The organism is Micromonospora sp. DT81.3 (assembly GCF_049847225.1).
In the GTDB taxonomy this organism is placed as follows: domain Bacteria; phylum Actinomycetota; class Actinomycetes; order Actinomycetales; family Microbacteriaceae; genus Microbacterium.
The window spans coordinates 69,416-89,019 of sequence record NZ_JBNCNY010000003.1; the positions used below are offsets into that span (position 1 = coordinate 69,416).

Sequence of the window (19,604 nt, forward strand, 5' to 3'; positions counted from 1 at the left end):
CGCTACGTCTGCAGCGACGCGGTCCCGAGCTCCGTACACCACCATGCTCGACAGAACTGGCGCGCCCGGGGCTGCAGTGCGACGCAGCAGCGGGACCGCGTCTCGGCGTCGGAGCCAAGATCGCACCCCGGGGCGCCGAGACTCCAGCTGCCCGCGGGGTCAAGGCCCCCAGTCCCCAGGGTCGATTCTCTGCTGTGACCATGGAATCACGCGATTCGGACTACCACCCGCCCAAGGCTGAATCGCTGGTTCCCTACCGAGGATTCGACCGGCAATGTACCGATGGTTCCCGTCCACGATGATCGATCCGTCAACCTTGATTGGCGGTGCGGGACTGCCACTGGCGAGCTGATCGACCGCCTGTTGAACCCTTGGGAGTGACACGGAGGCTTGTTGGGACTGGAGGGGAGCACCCGCCATCGCCTCTCGAATTGTGGCGGCCGTGACCTTCGGCGCAATCGGCGCAGCCGTCGGCGGGAGTTGCAAAGTGCTGACGCCAGCCACTGGAGCGGGTACGAACAGTGAACGGAATAGGGGTCCTAATGCGCGACTAGCGCCGAGGCCCATAGTTGCACCCAGCCCCTGCCAACCGCGCATGATGGACGTTGCGTCGCTTCTTGCCACCCCCGGCGGCTGCCCATTGCGCTCGAGAATAGCAGCGACTTGGGCCACCCGATCCTCGGTAGTCGCATCAATATTGATCCGCTGGAGAGTCTGTTCAATAACCCACAACCAGTTCGTGGAGCCATCAGCATCTAACCCGGGCTCCTCATCTAACGCAGGCTCGTCAACAGCCGGTTCGGGCTCATCCCATTCAACGACCGCCGTAAGTGACAGGTCGGCACTGTCGAGCTCGCCTACGCCGGGCTCCTCAGGGATGTAATCCGCATTGTAATTCTCCTCGGGCGCAAATCCGGTTGGGTCGGTCCAATTCAGTGGACTGCCATAAGCGTAGGAGTAGGGATTGTGAGCCTCCGATCTAGTCGGATCCGGCACCGTCGGGTCGGGGCTGACAAATATGCCTATCGAGGGATCGTAAAACCGGGGACCCATTGCAATCAAGCCAACTGAATCCAATCGCGAACTCGTGTACGCCACATTGGGTCGGAGATTGCTGGTCTCAGGTGACCTTTGACCGAAAGTGTTATATCGAAAGCTAGCGCTAACGGCGCCGGTCGCACCGGTCACCGTGCGAGGAGACCCCAGCCTGTCGACGTGGAAGTACCTTGGCCCGTCCGGTGCGCGAATGGCAACCAACATCGTTCCAGCCCAATACAGCTTCGTCAGAGGTCCAGCATGACGTGGACCCCCGGTCCTAATTGCGCTCTGGCCGAAGTACCTTTCGGTGCGGTCCCCCTCCGTCTTTGCCACTTGGTCTCCATTGGCGTTGTAGCGGTAGCATACGGACTTGCCGTCGGCGCCTTGTGCGAAGGTCAGCCTGTTATCGGCGTCATAATGCATCTGTGTTGAGCCCGCGGAGGCCTGACTCACAGCTGGACAGGCGGTGTCGCCGGGTAGCGTCGCGGCAGGCAACTGCAAAACTTGCCCTGGATAGATCCAGTGGGGATCGTCGAATAGGCCAGATGGTGATTGCGGCTGCTGAGTTCCGCGGTTGAGCGCGAAGATTTCCGGCCATCGCAAGGGGTCGCCCAAGAAGTCCTCGGCTATCGCCCAAAGCGTGTCTCGCCGTCGATTTGGCTGCTTCGATTGCACTATATGCTGCCCTGCGCCGGCTTGCTCAGGTCCACCTGCGAACGACGGTGACGAAAGAGAGGTCATGGAAACCATGTTCCCGTTTGCATCATAGCTAAACGCACGATTGCCGGCCGTTATGGGGGCATGAGGATGTTCGCATCCCGAGCCGACATGCTGCCGACAACTCCCTGGCGATGGGTAGGAGAATAATCCGACGTCCGAGCGACTAGTCAGATTTCCGTTTGTATCCCACGTGACGGTCAAACTCTCACCTCCACCCACCGAAACGATCCGACCTAGCTCGTCATACGAGTAGTCCGTCTCATCGCCGTCCGAAGGTCTAAGCGAGGCGACCGAAGAGTCGGCGTTGTGGGACGCGAACTCTTCGAACAGAATCTTGTTGCCAAGGGGCATCCCATTCCCAAGCGACGTACCAACATAGTCGAGCCATCCGCGTTGCGCGTCCCATTTCCAGCTACTCTCCGTGCCGTTCTCGCGCTTCAGGCTGGTGATCTTGCCATCGGGGGCGTAGCTGAACTCACTCACCAGCCCCGGCATGCTGGCAAGGTTTCCGGCTTGATCGTAAACGTACCTCTGCCGCTCGCCGTCGGGATAGATTACCGCTGCCTGCCGGCCCATGGCGTCGTACTCATATCCAGTTCTGTTACTGTAACCGTCAACGCAGTGCACTTCCGAAGCCACATTCCCATCCGGATAGTACGAGAGAGACAGCGAGATCCCGCATTTCGACCGATCTCGATCCGATGCGGACGTCAGTCGTCCAATGCTCGCCCCATGCCCCGCCTCGTCGTACCGCCACTCAGCAATTGAGCCGTCGGGGTAGGACTTTCGTACGACGCGACTCAGCGCATCATATGCGAACCGCAACTGAGTGCCCTTGGCATCGACTTGGGAAGCCAGCCGACCCAGTCGGTCGTGCGACCATGCCCAGAGGCCTCGGTCAGGGTCATCTACCTCTGTGCGATTCCCTGATACGTCGTAGCGAAATATCGTCACGTTTCCGTTGCCGTCCGTAATCGTGCGCAGTTGATCGGCGCCGTCATACGCATATTGAATGGGCGCCCCAACCATGGCAACCGGAGCATCAGACACCCGTGCGAGGCGCCCAAATGCGTCATAGGACAGGACTGAGGTTTTTCCGAGCTCATCGGTCCGCTCGGCATGACTAAGCGACACATCAGTCTTGTGGAGTGAGGTCTGCTTCGATCCGTCCGCATGCGTCGCTACAATAATTCGTCCCAGCGCGTCGTATTGGTATCTCTCTACTGCGTCGCTCTTTCCCGACGCGAGCGTCGTCCAGCCCCAACTCGCTGCTGGCAGTGTGGACGAATTGTCGTAGTCCGTGACCTTCACGAGAGAGCCTCGCGCCCCGCCTTCGCGGACGGTCTTCCAAACCCTGTTGTAGGCGTCCACATGTGACTCCGACCATAGGCCGTCGACCGATTGGTCCGCTGTCGTGGTGCGAATCCGCCGGGAGTTCGGCGCCCCGGGAACCGTGAGGTATTCGTATCCCGTGTCCGCTCCGCTTGAAGACTGCTGGCGCAACAATCGACCAAGGGAGTCTCGCTTCCATGTTGACTTCTCACCGTTCGGGTCGATGAATGTGTCTGGGTAACCCCACGCATCCCATGTGAACGATGAACAGTGGTCCAGCGCGTCGCACATCCGCTTTGGGTGCGGAAGGCCGCTGAAGTACTCTGCCGTCTGTCTAGCGCCGAGCGGGTCGACCTCCGCGACCGTATTGCCCCAGGCGTCGAACTCGTACTTCCATTGTGCGAGGCTGCCGTCCGATTGAAGGAATCCAACGTGGCTCACCAGCCCGCGTGTTATGGGCCCAGAGCAGCTTTCCATCGTGAACTCGACAGGTACGTCATAGCACCACCTAGCGTCCCTCAACAGTTGTGGCACAGGGCTGCTCAGCCTGTCGTGCAGCGTCTCACGAACAGGTAGGCGCACTGTCCAAGCATCTGAACCCTCGGCAAATTCCCGACGGAGTACACGATCGTCAGACGCATCGCCGACCGCCCCGGCCTCGAACCGTTGCACGACGTTCCCGAAAGGGTCGTAAATGAACGACATGGACGACTGCAGTTCGGCTCCGCCACCGCTGCGCTCAGACCTGGTTAACGCACTTGGGCGGCACGCGTTTGGGCCAGCGCCTGAATCATACTCAAAGGATGTCGTCATCTGGACGTCACCGACGCTATCGCGGACTGCTGTGAGCAGTGGGCGATCGAGACATTCATCATCGAGAAGATGGCTCTGGGACACTACGACGTCAGGGCGAGAAGGAGTCCCTTGCCGGCGTTCCGTTGTCTCCACCCAGCCGAGCAATGTTCTTCTGGAGAAGGACCACTCGGGGCAGCGGTACGACAACGTCCGCCGCTCACTTAGAGAGCCGTCCTGGCTCTCCGCAATCACCCACGGCATCTGCAGGATCGCGCCATGCGGGAGATAACAAAGCCCAGGCCCTGAGTAATTCACGACTCTCGCGTCCGAAGACGGAAGGTAGGTTATGGAGGTCTGCAACCCCACGCCATTGTCGATTCCCGTCACCAGGCTCAATGGTGAAGTCGAGCGTAGCGTTCGAAGACTCAGCGCCGATGAATCCTCTACGTGAAGCAGATCAGTTTTCCCATCACCATCGGCGTCCACCGAGCGCCACTCGGCATCCCCGCCGACATGTTCTGTCTGCACAGTAGGCGGCGAGTAGTCATCGAGGTGTCCTTCGTATGTTCCCAGCAGGACGCGTATCCGCGCGCCGGTTGGTCCGAAATCAATCTTGACGAGATCGGCTGCACCGTCCGAATTCAGATCTGCTGGCCTCCAACGATAAGTATCCGAAGTCTTGCCACTCATATCGATCTGACGCCGTACGGACACGAATGACGCGTCCCCCGCACCGAGGAGAACGGTGGAAGATACTCGGCCAGAGGTTGCGTCAAGGTTTAGTAGGTCAGGTACCCCGTCGCCATTTACGTCTGCGCCCTGCCACAGTTTTCCGCCAGGCACGCCCTCTATTGCGGGGTAGACGTTTGACCGAGAACTCCAACTGCCGTCTTCGCGTGCGAGCAAAGACCGGACACGTGTGCCACTGCTGTCAGACGCGACGTGGACAAAGTCCTGGCGACCATCTGCGTCTACGTCCATAATTGTCCAAGCCGTTGTATTATTTGTGCCGAAGAAGGCCCAAGTTTCATGCGGAGGCAACGCTGAAAAGGTCCCATCGCCGTTCGAGCGCATTGCGTCCAGGACTATCCGGACCGGCGAGCCCGCTGACTCGAATGGCGCCCGGGTGCTCAGGTGTACGAGGTCTGAATCTCCATCTCCATCGATGTCACTGGTTCGCCAATTCTGGGCGTCGCGCAGCGGATACTTTTGCCATGCCGAATCGGGCGCGCGTTGCCATTCGCCGTTCCCGAGGCTTAGAAGGACACTGAATCGCAAGTCCGTACCCACGCGCGGATCGTCTGAATGGACGTAAATCAGATCAGCCAGACCATCGGGCCCGCCGCGTAGGCTTCCAACATCTTGTAGCCGCCAATTTCGTTCTATCGGATTCCGCACGGTCTTCAAGACGACCGGCGAGTCGAAGCTGGTCGGGGTCTCTCCAGTGGTACGGATGGTGCGAACAATTACTCCGGGATTTACGTGGTTCGGATAGACGAGATCCTCGATGCCGTCGCCATCCACGTCCCCCTGCAGCCAGTCGTGTGCCGCGTTCGGACTGGGCGGCTCCAGAAGCACTCGAAAGGACGTTTGAAATCGAATGTCCTCGCGACCACCTGCATAGTACAGATCGGCCTGACGGTCCCCATCTGCGTCGCCCAGCATCGGTGTGAACCACATGCCGGTCGAACATACGCGTGAATCCGCCTGTGACGACCAGCACTCGTAGAGGAGGTCCGTTCGCGGAATCTGCGAAACTTTGAATCCGCCCCGCTTGTCAGAGATTAGTTTCGTGAACGCAACGCGCAGGTCGACCTTACCGTTGTCGCCGGGTGCGAAGACGTCCGGGGAGGTGACCGCTAGGTCGGTCACGCCGTCGCCGTTGATGTCACCTGCCAACCAGCGATTGGCGTAGTTGTCACGACGTCGGACAGTGGTCCACCAGAAGTTCAGGTGCTCCGCGGAGAGGTCCGAGTGGTGAACGCTGATTCGCGAGAGGCCGCCGCCCTCAGAGAACGCGAAGATGAATCGCACCGTCTTACCTTCGGCATCCGGGTCGATGTTCGCGAGGACCAAGTCACGACGTCCATCACCATCGAAGTCACCGGACTGGACAACGTCGCTTCCACCAAACTGGTCAACCCAAGGAACTCCGCCTTCCCAGCCTGTCCACTGTTCTGCAATCTCCTGGGTCCCGCTCGCACACCAGGGACCCGCAACATTCGGGGTACAGCCCGACGGACGCGGCGTAACCGCGAACGAGCCATCACCCTGCGACATGGCGGTTTGAATTGCTGCATGGTCCGACGTGTACTCGTCATGCGCCTCCACGTTGATAACAGTTTGGAAATCGGACCGTCCATCAGCGTCCACGTCTGCGACGAACCAGTGCCCACGCGTCCAATCACGCCAATCGGTCTCTTGCGGGTGCGCCCAGCGCCACAATCCATCACCCCGCGCAAAACCGACATTCAGGGCAACGTGCCTACTTGGACGGCCAACCTCACACCCCGTTACCCCACTCTCGGCGGGATCGCAGTACAGGTGGTCGATCACCGCCATAATGTCTTCGCGACCGTCACCATCCGCATCACCCAAGAACCACTCATGCTCGATCTCCCACGTTACGGGAACGTACTCGCCTCGAATTGGCCAGTCCAGGTCGACTGGCCGCGGTCGCCAAGTGCTGAAGCGGCCGTCGCCACGCGAAAGGAAGCTGTAGACATACACGCGTTCGTTCTCCGGATAGTCGTCGTATCCCCCCGTCTTCGAGCTTAGGATCACGATGTCGTCAAGTCCGTCGCCGTTTATATCGCCGATCAGCGGTTCGAACGATGGCTTGTGGAATCTTCGGAACCTTTCCTCGGAAAAGGCGACTGCGGTGGGCTGATCAAATTCATAGCGGTAATTGAATGTGCCTGTGTTCGGCTGGATCGGAACTCGCACACCTACGGCGTTTGGCATCGCAACGTGCAGGCGCAAATACGACCGACCATCTGGTTCCTTGTCGATGGTGAACCCAATGAAGTCGGATCGGCCGTCACCATCGACGTCACCGCTTCGCCACTGATTGCCGAGGCTCGCGTGCCACCGCTGGAAGAAGGGTCGGCCTGTTTCGTTGTTCCAGTCGCGTCCGTCGTTTCCAGTGACAGGGACAAGACTCGACGTAACTGATTGAACGGGAGAGGCGGAGAAGGATCCCAAGTCTCCGGCTCCCGGGGTAGACCTATCGAGGGTAAGCGGCCTCGCAACCGTGCCGGCAACAAGCGCGCCGGCCGCATCCAGGATCGTGTCTGACCCCAACTTTCTGATGCTCCTGAGCGTCGAGTGCTGGCTCTCCATGTCTATTGGCGCATAGTCAAATGCGTACGCCCGAACCAATGTTTCGGCTACAAGCACATCAACGCGCGCAAGCCGTCGATCGGTGACGATCATTGAATTGTCACCAACCGCCTGCATGACTAGGTCAGGCCGAAGCTCAGATGTAAATACTATTGCGACGTCCGCGTAAGTGATGCGGGAGAGATACTCGCGGGCGACCCCCCTGGAAGACCGTGCCGACTCGTACTCGAATAGAACCTGGTTGCCAGAGGTGTCTTCAATGGACCGAACGTGCCAGCCGTGCGCCTCGGCGGCCGTGACTGTACCCGTGCGTGGCTCATCACGAGGAGCGAAAAGGACCCTGCTGCCGTCCGGGTTCCATGTGGTCCAGATACCCCCAGATGCAGACGGCGTAAACTCTATCCGTCGAGCGTTATCGATGTGCTCCCTAAATTCCACTGCATCTGAAGAACGGCCGGGGCTAGGCGACTGACACGCCGGGAATCCACTCGCGACGTCGCACCGGACCAGTTCCATTCCGTCCAGGAGGTACTTGTCATGGGGTCCATAGCTGGGAGGTCCCCAGTTCCGCCCTCTGCGCTCGATTGCGGTAAGACCCTTCAACGTCGCGCCGGTACCAAGCCAACCGTCGTGGTTGCGGGAGCCGATATCTACCTCAAGCGACGGTTGGAGGCCGTGGAAGTGAGGGACTTCAATCCGGAATCCGCCACTCTCCGTGGCCTCGGAAACTTCAGGCGCACCTCCTGTGTGAGAGTCCAAGGCGCGAGCGAGGTCGCGCGCAGCGTGTGGCGGAGGCACGACGGAGGCGAGGACCGCGAAGGTCAGCGCGATCGCAAGTGCATGTCGCCACACCATCGGTCGGGCCATCATGACCCCTTGAGAAACTCGCATCCATATCGGGGCTGGTCATCTGTGCCAGCAGGTGTCGGATCTATCGACCCCTTTCACTACTATGAACGGCGCGAAGACCAGTAGCGCATACAACGTTGCCGTCGCGGGACCACCGATGAAGACCAAGTCGCGATGTGCTGATATTGACACCCGCAGGGCCCGACGTCAAGGAGGCGTTCCGCGAACGGGATCATTCGCGGATAGCCCTCGGTTCTTGCGACTACGCGATTCAATCGATTCCGCGCGACGCGCACCACGTCATTACGGAACTCGCTCGGGTAGGGCTGGGGCACAGCAACATCCTTCCAGGCAGCCCTCCCGGGCAAGCCAGATCGGATGTCACCTATTCGTGCAGCAGACCCGACCTTTGTCGCGACTCAGGACAATTGTGGACCTGAGGGTGTCCGGACCTGAGGGGACTCGAACCCCTGACCCCCTGCATGCCATGCAGGTGCGCTACCAGCTGCGCCACAGGCCCGGATGGTCTCATATGTTCCCAAAACCCCTGGAATCGCGCCCTTCGGCTTCACTCCAGTGGTGATGACTGCCAGCATACGCGATCGGCGTTCGGGGCTTCTGGATGGTGCTCGAGGGCTCTCGACCTATCTGAACCGTCCAGTAAATGACCAGCACTCAATTCCCTCGACGCGGCATGCGGGGAACGGGCGCGCCTCGGCACTCGTCCGGGACGCCAGGAGGGGGCGTTCTCCTCGGGGGTCGACCTCAACGACCCCAAGGCCGTCGTGCGAACGTCGCATAGGGCAGCCGCCCAACTCACGCGACCGCGTAGGTCTCCTCCGCGGCGAGCTCAGCGCCGTCCTCCTCGACGCGCTCCGATCGGATCCCCCAGAGAGCAAGGTCGTCGAACTGCCGGAAACTGGTGGTCTCCGGCCACCTCACCGACTTGCGAGCATCCCTGTGGAAACTCGCGAGGGTGAGCTCGCTGGCGAATTAGCCTTCTGGCATGGATGACTGGTTGACACAACCGCATTGCCCGATGTGCGAGACGATTTTGCGTGACGTCGCCGCGGGGTTCGAGTGCCGGTCTTGCAACCTTCTCTACCTGCGAACCCACGCTTTCGCCTTGCCCGCGCTCGCTCGCTGACGATCCCCCAACGGGCAGTTGGCTCGACGTCCACTTACCCGGCCGACCCGCCTTGAGACGCCGACCGATTTGTAGTCGGTGCCGTGGCAAGAGTCCCTAAGGGCACGGGCCGTTGCGTGCGATTCAAAGGGCCTTGAAGTACGCCTCTTGTCCGGCGATGGCCGCCGCCCGGATGATGTCAGTGCTGGGAGCAGGTCTCTAACTAGAGTGGCTCGTGTGATGACGGGAGGCCTCAGTCTCGCCCACGATGACGTCTCGGCCGCTCGACACTCCCGCACACCGAGCGGAGCCATAGCTATGACCGACGTCAATGTGACCGAGCTGGGGATTCCCCAGTGGTGGCAGTTCATGCATCCCCTTCTGCAGGTTGCCGCGGACGGGAGAGATTGGGCACGCCGAGACTTGTACTCGGCTGCGCTCGACCGTGCCGGGGTCTCTGAGGATCTCCGCCTGGTTCAGTACGGTTCGTCGGGCAACTATGCGGCGGAGAACCGCGTGGGCTGGGCCAAGTCGGCGTTGACACGCGCGCGCCTACTCGAGACCGTGCGTCGTGGCGTGTTCCGCATCACTGACGCCGGTCGTGCCTTTCTTGCCGATCACCCATACGAGTTCAAACAGTCGGCTCTAGAGGAGTTGCCGGCGTGGGACGAGTACGAAGTCAAACGTCGCGTCTCCACCTCCCAGCCTGAGGCTCTACCCGAGATCATCGACACACCGTCCAGCGACCCCGACGATCTGCTCGATGCCGCCAAGGCCAACACCGATCAGAGTGTGGCGGTGGATCTTCTACAGCGGCTACGCGACGGGGATTGGCGCTTTTTCGAGCGAACCGTTCGCCAACTCCTGGCAACAATGGGGTACGGAACCGAGGGAACGAAGCTGCGCGCCACGACGTCAGGCGACGGGGGAATCGACGGAGTGATCAATCGCGATACCCTGGGCCTCGACCGTATCTACATCCAGGCAAAGCGATTCCGCGACAGCGCAGTGGATAGCGACACCGTCCGGACATTCCTCGGCTCACTTGACACACAGAAGGCCAGCTTCGGAGTGTTCTTCACCACGAGTCGTTACACGAGAGATGCCGAGGTGGCGGCGGACCGAAGCAGCAAGAGCGTCGTTCTGATCGACGGGGAGCGGCTCGCCGGCTTGATGATCCGGTATCGGATCGGCACGCAGGTGCGCCGGACGGTCGAAATCGTCGAGGTCGACGAGGACTTCTTCGAATAGCGATCCCTCCCCGGGCACTGGGCACGGGATTGTCGATATTTGGTCGCATACGGGGACCTGAACTCTAAGAGTTGTCGGACGAAAACCCGGCGAGTGAGATCCTGTCAGGAAGAGTGGTCCCGTTCCCGCCGACGCCTTCACAACCACTCCTGCGTGGCCGGCGAAGTCTCTCCTCGATACTACGAAGACCGGGACGACGTAATGTCGGCCGGAGCGAGTGCCCAATCGGAAGGGACGCCCATACCTCTAACGATGAGGCGGCGTTGAGCTACCTCGTCCAGGTGGTGGCATCTCAGGAACGGGGAACCCGAGCGGAACTCCGAGGATGTGGGGTCTCGCTTGCTTGATCGCACGCTCCCAGATCCCCACGTCCAGCCCAGAAGGTGGCGCGGTTGGGATGTTTTCTCCATGTACGCGGTTCGACTGGCTTCCGTAGCCGGGGCGCCCGTACGAACCGAACTGTGAGGCTTCCAGCACAACGCCGTGGTCACGGACTTCGATCCCCGCCGTTGAAACTATCCACCCCTCTGCGACCATCTCGAAGACCGGTTCGCCCTGCGTCCACGATGAATCGTCCCCCTGGCGGCCCGCGACAGCGTCGAACAGTACGGACCCGACGTTTCGAAAGACAGCCTCCGCTGACAGTGCGTGAGCCGCCGAGCGTTCGCCGATTGTCACTAGTTCCTGCGAAAGCTCGGCAAACGCGTCGGCCACCGGTCTGTCCGCGGTCCAAGTGCCGCGAGCGCTACCGCTTGCCGTATGGACGTCAAAGTCGATGACTTCTCCATACTCGTTCGACGGGGGGTAGTAGATCACCTGAACTTGCGGAGCGTCGCGGTGGTCACCCGCGGGGACGATGATCGTCGCCACATCACTTGCGTAACCGGGGCGGGAAGCGATGGCGTTTATGGCTCGGGCCTGGGACAGCGCCCTCTTCATTGACTCGAAGGTGAGGTCTCCCACGTCGGATGCCGCCCTCATTCGGGCATTGGCTGCGTCGGTTGTCGCCGCCTCGAGGCGACGGTCGAGTTCATCTAGCCGCTCGTTAAGGCGCCCGCCCACGCGGTCCTCAACGGCCCGTGCGGCGGACGTAGCCGCAGAATCGACGGCGGCCTGGTTACTCTTCTGAACTTCGTTGATCACGACACGCTCGAACCAGACGAGGGCCGCAGCTAGTAGGAGCGATGTTCCTACATTCACAAGAAGGCCCGACCAGAATGAAGCGTGATCACCTCGAAGCGCTGTCCCTTGATAGGCGATCGACCCGCCGATAAAAATGCAGAGCCCGCCCAAAGCAACGAACAGAAGAATCGGAATCAACCGGACTTCCGTCTTGCCATCCGCGCCTAGCTGCCTTGCCGCATCTGAGTCCTTACGCACAATTAACGCTACGGCGACAGCGGCACCACGCGCCCCGAGCTCCCTTTCACTACGATCGCGCCGTGACTCCCTGGCCGAGAACCGGTCCCGGATCGTTCAGAATCGTCTCGCAGAACGCTCGCTAATGCATCCCTCGGCGGGCAATCCAGATGAGCCCATTGATGCCCAGGCTCGACCAGTTCGCTCGAAACGATCCCTATCCGCCCATGTCCGGACGTGGCTCCACTAATTGCACCAGCCTGCTCGCTTGGCGCTCGATCCCCCGCCCCGGCACACGTGGTCGGAGGAGCGTCTCTCAGTCGGGGGTTTCAGCCGACGCGAGTTCCTCCATAACGGAGAGGAGGTCGTCCACTGCCTCGGAGTTCGCGCGGACCCGAACACCTCGAGCTAGCACGGTTGGGGAGTGCGGACGGATCCGTTCCACGCACGCAGCAAATGCCTTGTCGGCTGTGACAAACAGGTCGCACTCGGTCAGGTACGTGGCGATCTGATTGTCCACAGGGGTCCCTGAGTTCGTTGCGCGCGTTGCTTGCAGATGCTGGAACGCCCACCTAAACCAGGCTCGGGGCACTTGCGCAGGTGTGACCTCACGAAGCCACATCAGGTTCCACTCTGCGCGATCGATATCTCTCACTAGCCACGGGGACAGCCACTGGAAGTCAGCGCCGCGCTCGCGCTCGAGCGCATTCCGCCATCTATGTTCAGCGTGTGCCCGCCACAGATCGAACGGCTTCCCGTCCCATCCGGGCAGGCCCTCGGGCGCCACATCCTGAATGTCGAACGAGATGGTCTCGAATGTCCACCGGTACCTTTGAGCTTGCTCGCGCAGTTGGATGGCCTCCCTCCGCGCCAGGTCGAGCCCGTCTCCCTCGAGCTGTGCGATATGCATGGCCATGGTGTACGGGTCGTGACGAGCTCTCCGCCACCAACCAGACTCCCAGTCGGCTTTGTTCAACTGCCACGTTCGAAGGTCCGGCTGCGGGTTGATCCATTCCGGATGCAGTGAACGAATGGCTTCCCTGACCTCGAGTGCTTCCGAATAGGACTCGGGCATCAGACGTACCCACGAACCGCGAGTCAGTGCATCAATTCGTCGCCGCTTCGCGTCCGTGTTTTCGGCGCGAAGGAACTCGTAGCCGACCGCCGGGCAAGCCGCGATCGCAACGTCGAACTGCTTGGCAGCTCTGCGGATGGGCTCGATGGCGTCGGCGTCGACGATGAAGTTCCAGACGTTGGTGTCAGGAAGTATGACCGGGCGTAACACGACTTCAAAGCTAGTCCCGTGGTGACCAACGTTGAGAAGTCGCCCTACGGTGATCCTCAATCGGTCAGTGCACGGAAGCCGGACGTGGCGAACATCGAACTTCGAGCCCAAGGAATCGGAGCGCCTGACGGTTGCCCTACTTCTCGATGAGCTTCGCCGGATACATCGATCTCGCCGTGGGTCTCACCTCGGTCCATGCATCAATCGGCGCTCGCAACGAGCTTCTGGTTCTTCGCGTCGTAGACGTAGTCGACGATGCCGCCAGAGATGATCAGCTCAATCGCCTGGTCGATTACGTCGAGCGGCACGACAAACCACTCCGACGGGTCATACGCGCGCCCCTTGTGGTCGGCCTGTGTGAGATGCAGGCGGACGGCGGCGAAAAGCCGGTGCAGCAGGTTCTCTAGCGCCGACGCCTTCAGGTTGTAAGTGCGGTAGCTCGCCACGATGTCGACCGGCGCCATCAAGTACGTCGGCGATTTGTCGGCGTTCTTGATTCGCTCCTCGACCGCCCCTCGGGTGAATCCGATTTTATGGAGGTGCTGAAGTTCTGCGACTTGTGGATCATTGCTCTTCGATCGGAGCACGTAGATGTATCCGCTGACCTCGTCGGCGTCGAGGATCTCGGGAAGCTCGGCCCGCACCAGGATGTGGCCGTCCTCGTCGCTCAGGCGGATCCCCAGCGACTGCCGGTACATCGACGACTCGGTGCCGTTCTCGAAGATGACCCTGAGCCGCTCGCGCTTGTTCTCGCGCACGGTGGTCTGCTTGTACTCCGTCTCACCGACCTCGGCAACGAACAGCATGACGCCGTTGAGGACGAAGAATGCGCCCGGCACGATGTGCGACATGCCGGGGTAGGGGAGCATCCTGCTCGCGCCGTCGCGCAGCTCCTCGTGCTTCTGCTTGAACAGCGGCTCGAACTGCTCGAAATCCTCGGCCTTCTCCCGACGCGCGACATTCTTGCTCTCGAAGATCTGCCGGCGCACCGGCAGGTCAGAGACGTCCATCAAGCCGGACTCATAGGCCAGCAGGTCGAGCTCGTCCTCTCCGAGGAGCTCATCGATCGATGCCGGCGCCTCGGGCATCGTAAGGAGACCGAACTCGTCCAGCGGCTTGAGGGCCTCGATCTTCTCGTCGCTCACGAGGATCCCGTCCAGCCGGGCGCCGAGCTTGCGCTCGGCTATCTCTCGTGTCGTCGAGCTCGGGATCCGGTCATGGGTGCGCCGGAACTCAACGATCTCCAGGAAGGCGCGCTGGAGCCGATCGGCCGAGGTGATCTTCTGCGGCGCCTCGGGGCTGTCGAGCAGACCATCGACGTCGGAGTCCAGGATCTCGTCGATGCTCGAAGGGATCTCGCCCTCGAGATTGTCGATGTCGTCAGCGTTGCTCAAGACTCGTCCACCATCTCAGTCGCGCGCTCTGCCGCCTCGCGCTCCTGCTTCTTACGCTGCAGGAACAGCACTACCTCGGCGTAGCGCTTCTCGGTGGGGTCCTCGGACCTGATGGTCGGCTTGCGGCCGTTCACCTTCGCCCACTGCTGGATCTTCGGCCACAGCGTGCGCGCTTCATCTTCGGTGACCTCGACCCGGGTGGCGGTGATCGCGTCGGAGATGATCCGCAGCACCGACGTCGTGACCGACTTCGAGATCACCTCGAACGCGCGCTGGAAGGGGTTCACCGAGTCGATGAGGTTGATGTTGATGTCGTCGATGTTCACGAACTTCTCGGACATTTTCAGGAACCGCTTGTCGCCAACGGTCTTCACCTCGCCGTTCTTGATGACCGAGTCCACGATGACCTGCTGCCGCAGCTCTTCGACCTGCGCCTCGTCCAGATCGGGGTAGCGCTCCCGGATGATCTTCGGGATGAGGACCTTGTTCGCCATCTCCGGGTCCACCCCACCGAATGCCCCCTTCGCGAAGGTGTCGTCTTGCAGGATCGTGGCTTTGAGATCGTTGAGGTCGGTCTCGACGATCTGCTTTACCCGCGGCGTCGAGGGTTCCCTGAATCCCCTGATCTTGATGACGCCGGGGGGAGTTGGCTCGTCGTCGCCGGCGCGCTTGGTCTTAAACTCGAAATTCTGCGCCAGTACCTGCTCCATCAACAACGACGCAGTGATCGCCTTGAGCATGTTGTTCACTGAGACCTTCACCTCGCTTTGAGAGGCATCCGGCTCGGCGATCAGGTTCGTGAACTGAGCGTGGTCCTTGCCGGGCGAGTCACGGGTGACGCGGCCGATGATCTGGATGACCTCCGTAAGCGAAGCTCGGTAGCCCACCGTGAGGGCATGTTCGGCGAACGGCCAGTCGAAGCCCTCCTTCGCCATGCCGAGGGCGAGGATCACGTCCACGCCGCGACGGTCCTTGGATGCCACCGTATTCAGGTAGTGCAACGTGTCCCCGCGCTTCTTCAGGTCTGTGTCGTCGACGAGGTCGGCCACACGGAGAATCTCGCCGGTGTCTGTGCGACGGACCTCGATGATCCCGGTCTCCGGGTCTGTGGACTCAACGTGGCCGATCGAGTCGATGATGAAGCCGACTTCTTCGATCTTGTCCTTGGTTGACTCGCCTGAGTTGACGTTCGGGATGTGGAGAATCGTTTTCTTGTCGAGATCGAAGACCTCTCTGATCGCGTCGGTGTAGCGGCCCTGGTAGAAGTGGTGACCGATCCCCAGCGAGTGCAGGTGCTCGTACCCGTTGAGTTGGTCGTAGTAGTTGAATGTGACGGGCGTGAACCGCGCCTCGTCTTCGGCCGACAATACGGGCACGGAATCGCCGCGGAAGTACGAGCCGGTCATCGCGACGATATGCACGTCTGAACCGTTCATGACGTCCCTGAGGAGTGCGCCGAGGCGGTTGGCTTCGACATCCGCCGAGACGTGATGGAACTCGTCGATCGCGAGCACGGTGCCGTCGAACGCCTCCGGGGCGAGCTTCTCGAATGCGAAACGCAGCGTCGCGTGCGTGCACACGAGGACAGCGGCCGGACCCGCGAGGAACTCGATGAACGCGCCGACCTTGCCTTGCGAGGAGCCGGCGTCGCACAGGTTGTGCTCCGGCTTGACCTCCCAGTCGGCGAAGTACCCGTGCTCGGTGAGCTTCGTCGACGAGAATGATGCGCCGATCGAGCGCTCCGGGACGGCGACGATGACCTTCTTGCGGTCCTGATTGTAGAGCTTGTCGAGGGCCACGAACATCAGCGCACGCGACTTGCCCGACGCTGGCGGCGCCTTCACGAGCAAGTGCTGAGCGTCCCGCTTGGCGAAGACGCGCTGCTGCATCTCGCGCATGCCCATCGAGTCGGTGTTCACGGACCCGCCCGTGCGGGCGTAGGTCACGTTGACGATGTTGACCGGCTTCTTGATCGCGTTCACCCTCGCGCACCCCTCGTCTTCTTTGCCGGAGCCTTCACGGCCTCCGCAGTGGTCATGGCCTCGTGCATGGCGAACAGGTCGGACAGTCGCTGCTCGTCGGTCTCGTAGCCGCGCTTTGAGTAGAGCGAGTCGACCAGCGCGTCGACGTCGGCGTGTGCCCCGCGAAGGTCCTCTGGCATCAGGTCCGGGTCGTACAGCTGGGCGAGTGTCCTGTCGCAGTGGTACTCCCGCACGTCGAGTACTCGGAGCGCCGCGACGGTGAGCTGCTCCTTCAGCTCGTCGCTGAGCGGCGGGACTGGGAAGTTGTTGTAAACGATGGTGTTGGAGTAGCGGATCCGTGTTTCGAGCTGACCACCGACTGCCCGAGCCCAGGCCATATGGATAGCAGAGGTCAGTAAACCGAAAACCCAGGGAGCCGCGTCGTAAACGGCACTCGCAGAGTCTCCAATGATCGTCTGCGGTCCCAGGTACCCGATGGGGATGTATGCCCGTCTTTCCGACGAGTGACGCGGGATCAAGATTGCGTCAGTTTCGCGGTATCGAATCTCGCCGAACCGCCAAGGCGTGCTGGCGAGGCGAGCGGTCGCTCCCCTTGAGCTCTTCAGTCGGTGGATTTTGACTTGCTCGATCCTCGCTGCGAGGACAGGCACGCGACATGCTTCTTCCGATGCGTGGTCCTCGATCCAGAGCGCGAACTTGTCTACACCGTCAATGAACTCGTCTGTCCCCGTGAATCGCTTTACGAATCTGCGAGCTCGTTCATCTTTGGACAGCAGCTCGTTGCGCTCCCATGAAGACAACAACAGCTGGCCATTGTCATTGGGCATGCTGCCGTTCGAGATGGCGGGCAAAGCCGCCAGCGGTTTCCTACGGCCTGAGATGATCAGATCGGAACCTTGCACCAAGTATCCGTTGATGTTTGTCACCTCGACCTCCAGGCCATCCGTGTAGATGTACTTCGTCCCGGATCGTTTCGTGCGGAGGTTGATGACAGCGACGGTGACGCCGGCATTTCGCTTGGCGTTGTTCTCCCATTTAAAGGAGGTGTAGGCATATCCGATCTCGATGTCCTGGGCGAAGATAATCGGGAACATCAGCCCGACGTGCTCACCTTGGGCGACTGAGTTCGTCGTCACGAATGCGAGCTCTGTTCGCGTCCCCTGGATGTAGTCCGAGCCCTTCACGAACCACAGCGCGATGTAGTCCAGGTTCTTGGAGTACGGCCTCTGCCCGAACACAGAGAGAAAATCCGCCTTCATTTCAGGCGTCTGATTCTTTGCACCCTTGTACGGCGGGTTCCCGATCAAATAGATCTCGCCGCCATCGTTAGGGCAGACGACGTTCCAGTCGACGCGAGCAGCGTTGCCCGCATGGATCTGGCCGGTCTCTTTGAGGGGGATGAGTGGGATCGAGAGGTTGAACTTCGCCTTGAACTCGGCGTTCATCTGGTGCTTCGCGATCCACAGGGAGAGGATCGCCACCTCGACGGCGAAATCGTCGATCTCGATGCCGTAGAAGTTCTCGATGTTGATCTTCGACACCGCGTACAGCACCTGATAGCGGGGATCGAGTTCCGCGAGCCGCTCGAGGATCGCGTGCTCCAGACGCCGGAGCTCCTTGTAGGCGATGATGAGGAAGTTCCCCGAACCACAAGCAGGGTCGAAGACCTTGATCTCGCTGATCCTGGTCAGCAATGCTTCGAGTCTCTTGATCGAGTCGTAGCCAGCGTCGAACTCCTCCTTTAGTCTGTCGAGGAATAGCGGCTCGATCGTCTTGAGGATGTTCGGTACCGAGGTGTAGTGCTGCCCCAGGTCCGACCGCTTGCCGGGCGTGACGATCGCCTGGAACATCGACCCGAAGATGTCGGGGTTGATCTCGCGCCAGATGAGTGTGCCCGATTCGATCAGCAGGTCGCGGGCCTTCTTCGTGAATGCCGGCACGAGGTGGTCGGTTTTCATCGTGAAGAGCCGGCCGTTGACATACGGGAAACGCGCGAGGTGCCTCGGCTTGTCCTCGGGCTTCTCCGTGTCCAGCGCCGTGAACAGGTCGAAGAGGAAATCTGCGACGTCCGATCCGTCGGACTGGGTGTGCGACCCGACGGCGTTTATGAACTGACTCTCGTCGAAAATCCCGGTGTCCTCGGCGAAAAAGCAGAACAGCAGCCTCGTGAAGAAGATGTTCAGCGTATGCCGGCCGTTCGGAAGCTCTAGCAGACCCGGGTTTGCGACGAGCAGTTCGTCGAAGAGCTTGCCCATCCGCTCGGCGGCTTTCACGTCGGCATGCGCCTCGCCGACGTATTGAGCCTTCTCCATGCCGGCCCAGGGCAGGAAGAATGTGAAGTGCTGGTCGATGTCCCGGATCGGGATCATCAGGTTCTCGCCGGTCTTGGTGTCGACGGCGAGTAGCTGGTCGTAGTCGGTGACGATCACGAACCGCGTGTTGTACCGGACGACTGTGGGGGAGCTTTTGAGCTCGTCGATCACGCCGAGTGGATCCTCCGCCGTTTCCTTGAAGTAGACGACGTTCTTCTGCGCAACCTCGGTCGCCTTATCGTCGGCGACGCTGAGCGAGCCCTTCCGCAGTCGCGTGACGTTTGCCTGCGGCTTCCCGTACGCGAGCAACAGGTCGAAGATGAACTCGCGGTCATACGAGTCGCGGCCGGCAAGAGGAGCCACGCGCTCCTGGATGGCTTTGAGGGTCAGCCTCGCCATTGACGGTCTGCTTTCACGGTCTAGATCTCATCACGGGCGTCGGACATCGAGCTCAACGGTCTCTCCACAGCTCGATGTCCGAGCGTCACGCAGCTACGGATGGCCGACTCAGCTTTTCACTGGCGGAGGCGTTCACAACGCGATCCTATTGGGCTTCACCTGACCGAGTGGTCGCGCCCCACGTTCAGGAGACCTACCGGCAATCAATGCTTCCCTTCTCGCCGAGGTTGCGTGGGCATCTCCTTTGGTCTGTGCGCACAAATTCGTCGCAGGCTTTGCTCGCCAAGTACGGAAGAGGGTCCTCCCCCGCGCGCCTCGCGGCGCCCCGAGCCGATCGCCGTACTGGGCGGATGGTCAGCCGTGATGCCCAGATGACCGGCACGTAGCAATGCCCGATGACCGTCACTGAATCGAGCGCCG

The 19,604-nt window shown here is 60.9% G+C and carries 8 protein-coding genes, 1 tRNA gene and 1 pseudogene; 1 reads left to right on the forward strand and 9 read right to left on the reverse strand.

All coding sequences use genetic code 11. The annotated features are described in order from the left end of the window. Positions 1–159: 159 nt before the first annotated feature. The 4 genes and pseudogenes from ACPW96_RS08130 to ACPW96_RS08145 form a co-directional block, all read right to left on the reverse strand. On the reverse strand, positions 160–7,320 hold the full coding sequence (locus ACPW96_RS08130) for an FG-GAP-like repeat-containing protein (RefSeq protein WP_425882946.1): 7,161 nt from the start codon (positions 7,318–7,320) through the stop codon (positions 160–162). Between the two features lie 126 nt (positions 7,321–7,446). Continuing rightward, positions 7,447–8,118: pseudogene (locus ACPW96_RS08135) on the reverse strand (SpvB/TcaC N-terminal domain-containing protein); the annotation flags it as partial. Between the two features lie 405 nt (positions 8,119–8,523). Continuing rightward, positions 8,524–8,596: transfer RNA gene (locus ACPW96_RS08140), tRNA-Ala, on the reverse strand. A gap of 296 nt (positions 8,597–8,892) precedes the next feature. After that, entirely contained in the window at positions 8,893–9,018 is a 126-nt protein-coding gene (locus tag ACPW96_RS08145; RefSeq protein WP_425882654.1) for a hypothetical protein, read from the reverse strand. A 502-nt stretch (positions 9,019–9,520) separates the two neighbouring features. On the opposite strand from ACPW96_RS08145, the gene ACPW96_RS08150 reads away from it, so the two are divergent. Next, positions 9,521–10,453, forward strand: coding sequence for a restriction endonuclease (locus ACPW96_RS08150; RefSeq protein WP_425882655.1), 933 nt, complete (start codon positions 9,521–9,523; stop codon positions 10,451–10,453). A gap of 246 nt (positions 10,454–10,699) precedes the next feature. On the opposite strand, the gene ACPW96_RS08155 is transcribed toward ACPW96_RS08150, so the two are convergent. From ACPW96_RS08155 to ACPW96_RS08175, 5 genes are all read right to left on the reverse strand, one after another. Next, entirely contained in the window at positions 10,700–11,833 is a 1,134-nt protein-coding gene (locus tag ACPW96_RS08155) for a hypothetical protein (protein ID WP_425882656.1), read from the reverse strand. Between the two features lie 295 nt (positions 11,834–12,128). Then, a complete protein-coding gene (locus ACPW96_RS08160; protein WP_425882657.1) occupies positions 12,129–13,097 on the reverse strand; it encodes a hypothetical protein in 969 nt (322 codons plus the stop codon). Positions 13,098–13,297: 200 nt separating this feature from the next. Beyond that, complete coding sequence (locus ACPW96_RS08165) at positions 13,298–14,491, reverse strand: GIY-YIG nuclease family protein (protein WP_425882658.1); 1,194 nt, start codon at positions 14,489–14,491, stop codon at positions 13,298–13,300. Next, positions 14,488–16,473 carry a DEAD/DEAH box helicase gene (locus ACPW96_RS08170; RefSeq protein ID WP_425882659.1) on the reverse strand — a complete coding sequence of 662 codons (1,986 nt, stop codon included), beginning with the start codon at positions 16,471–16,473 and terminating at the stop codon, positions 14,488–14,490. The genes ACPW96_RS08165 and ACPW96_RS08170 overlap by 4 nt, the downstream gene beginning before the upstream one ends. Continuing rightward, complete coding sequence (locus ACPW96_RS08175) at positions 16,470–19,184, reverse strand: DNA methyltransferase (RefSeq protein ID WP_425882660.1); 2,715 nt, start codon at positions 19,182–19,184, stop codon at positions 16,470–16,472. Before ACPW96_RS08175 ends, ACPW96_RS08170 begins: the two co-directional genes overlap by 4 nt. Positions 19,185–19,604: the final 420 nt, after the last annotated feature.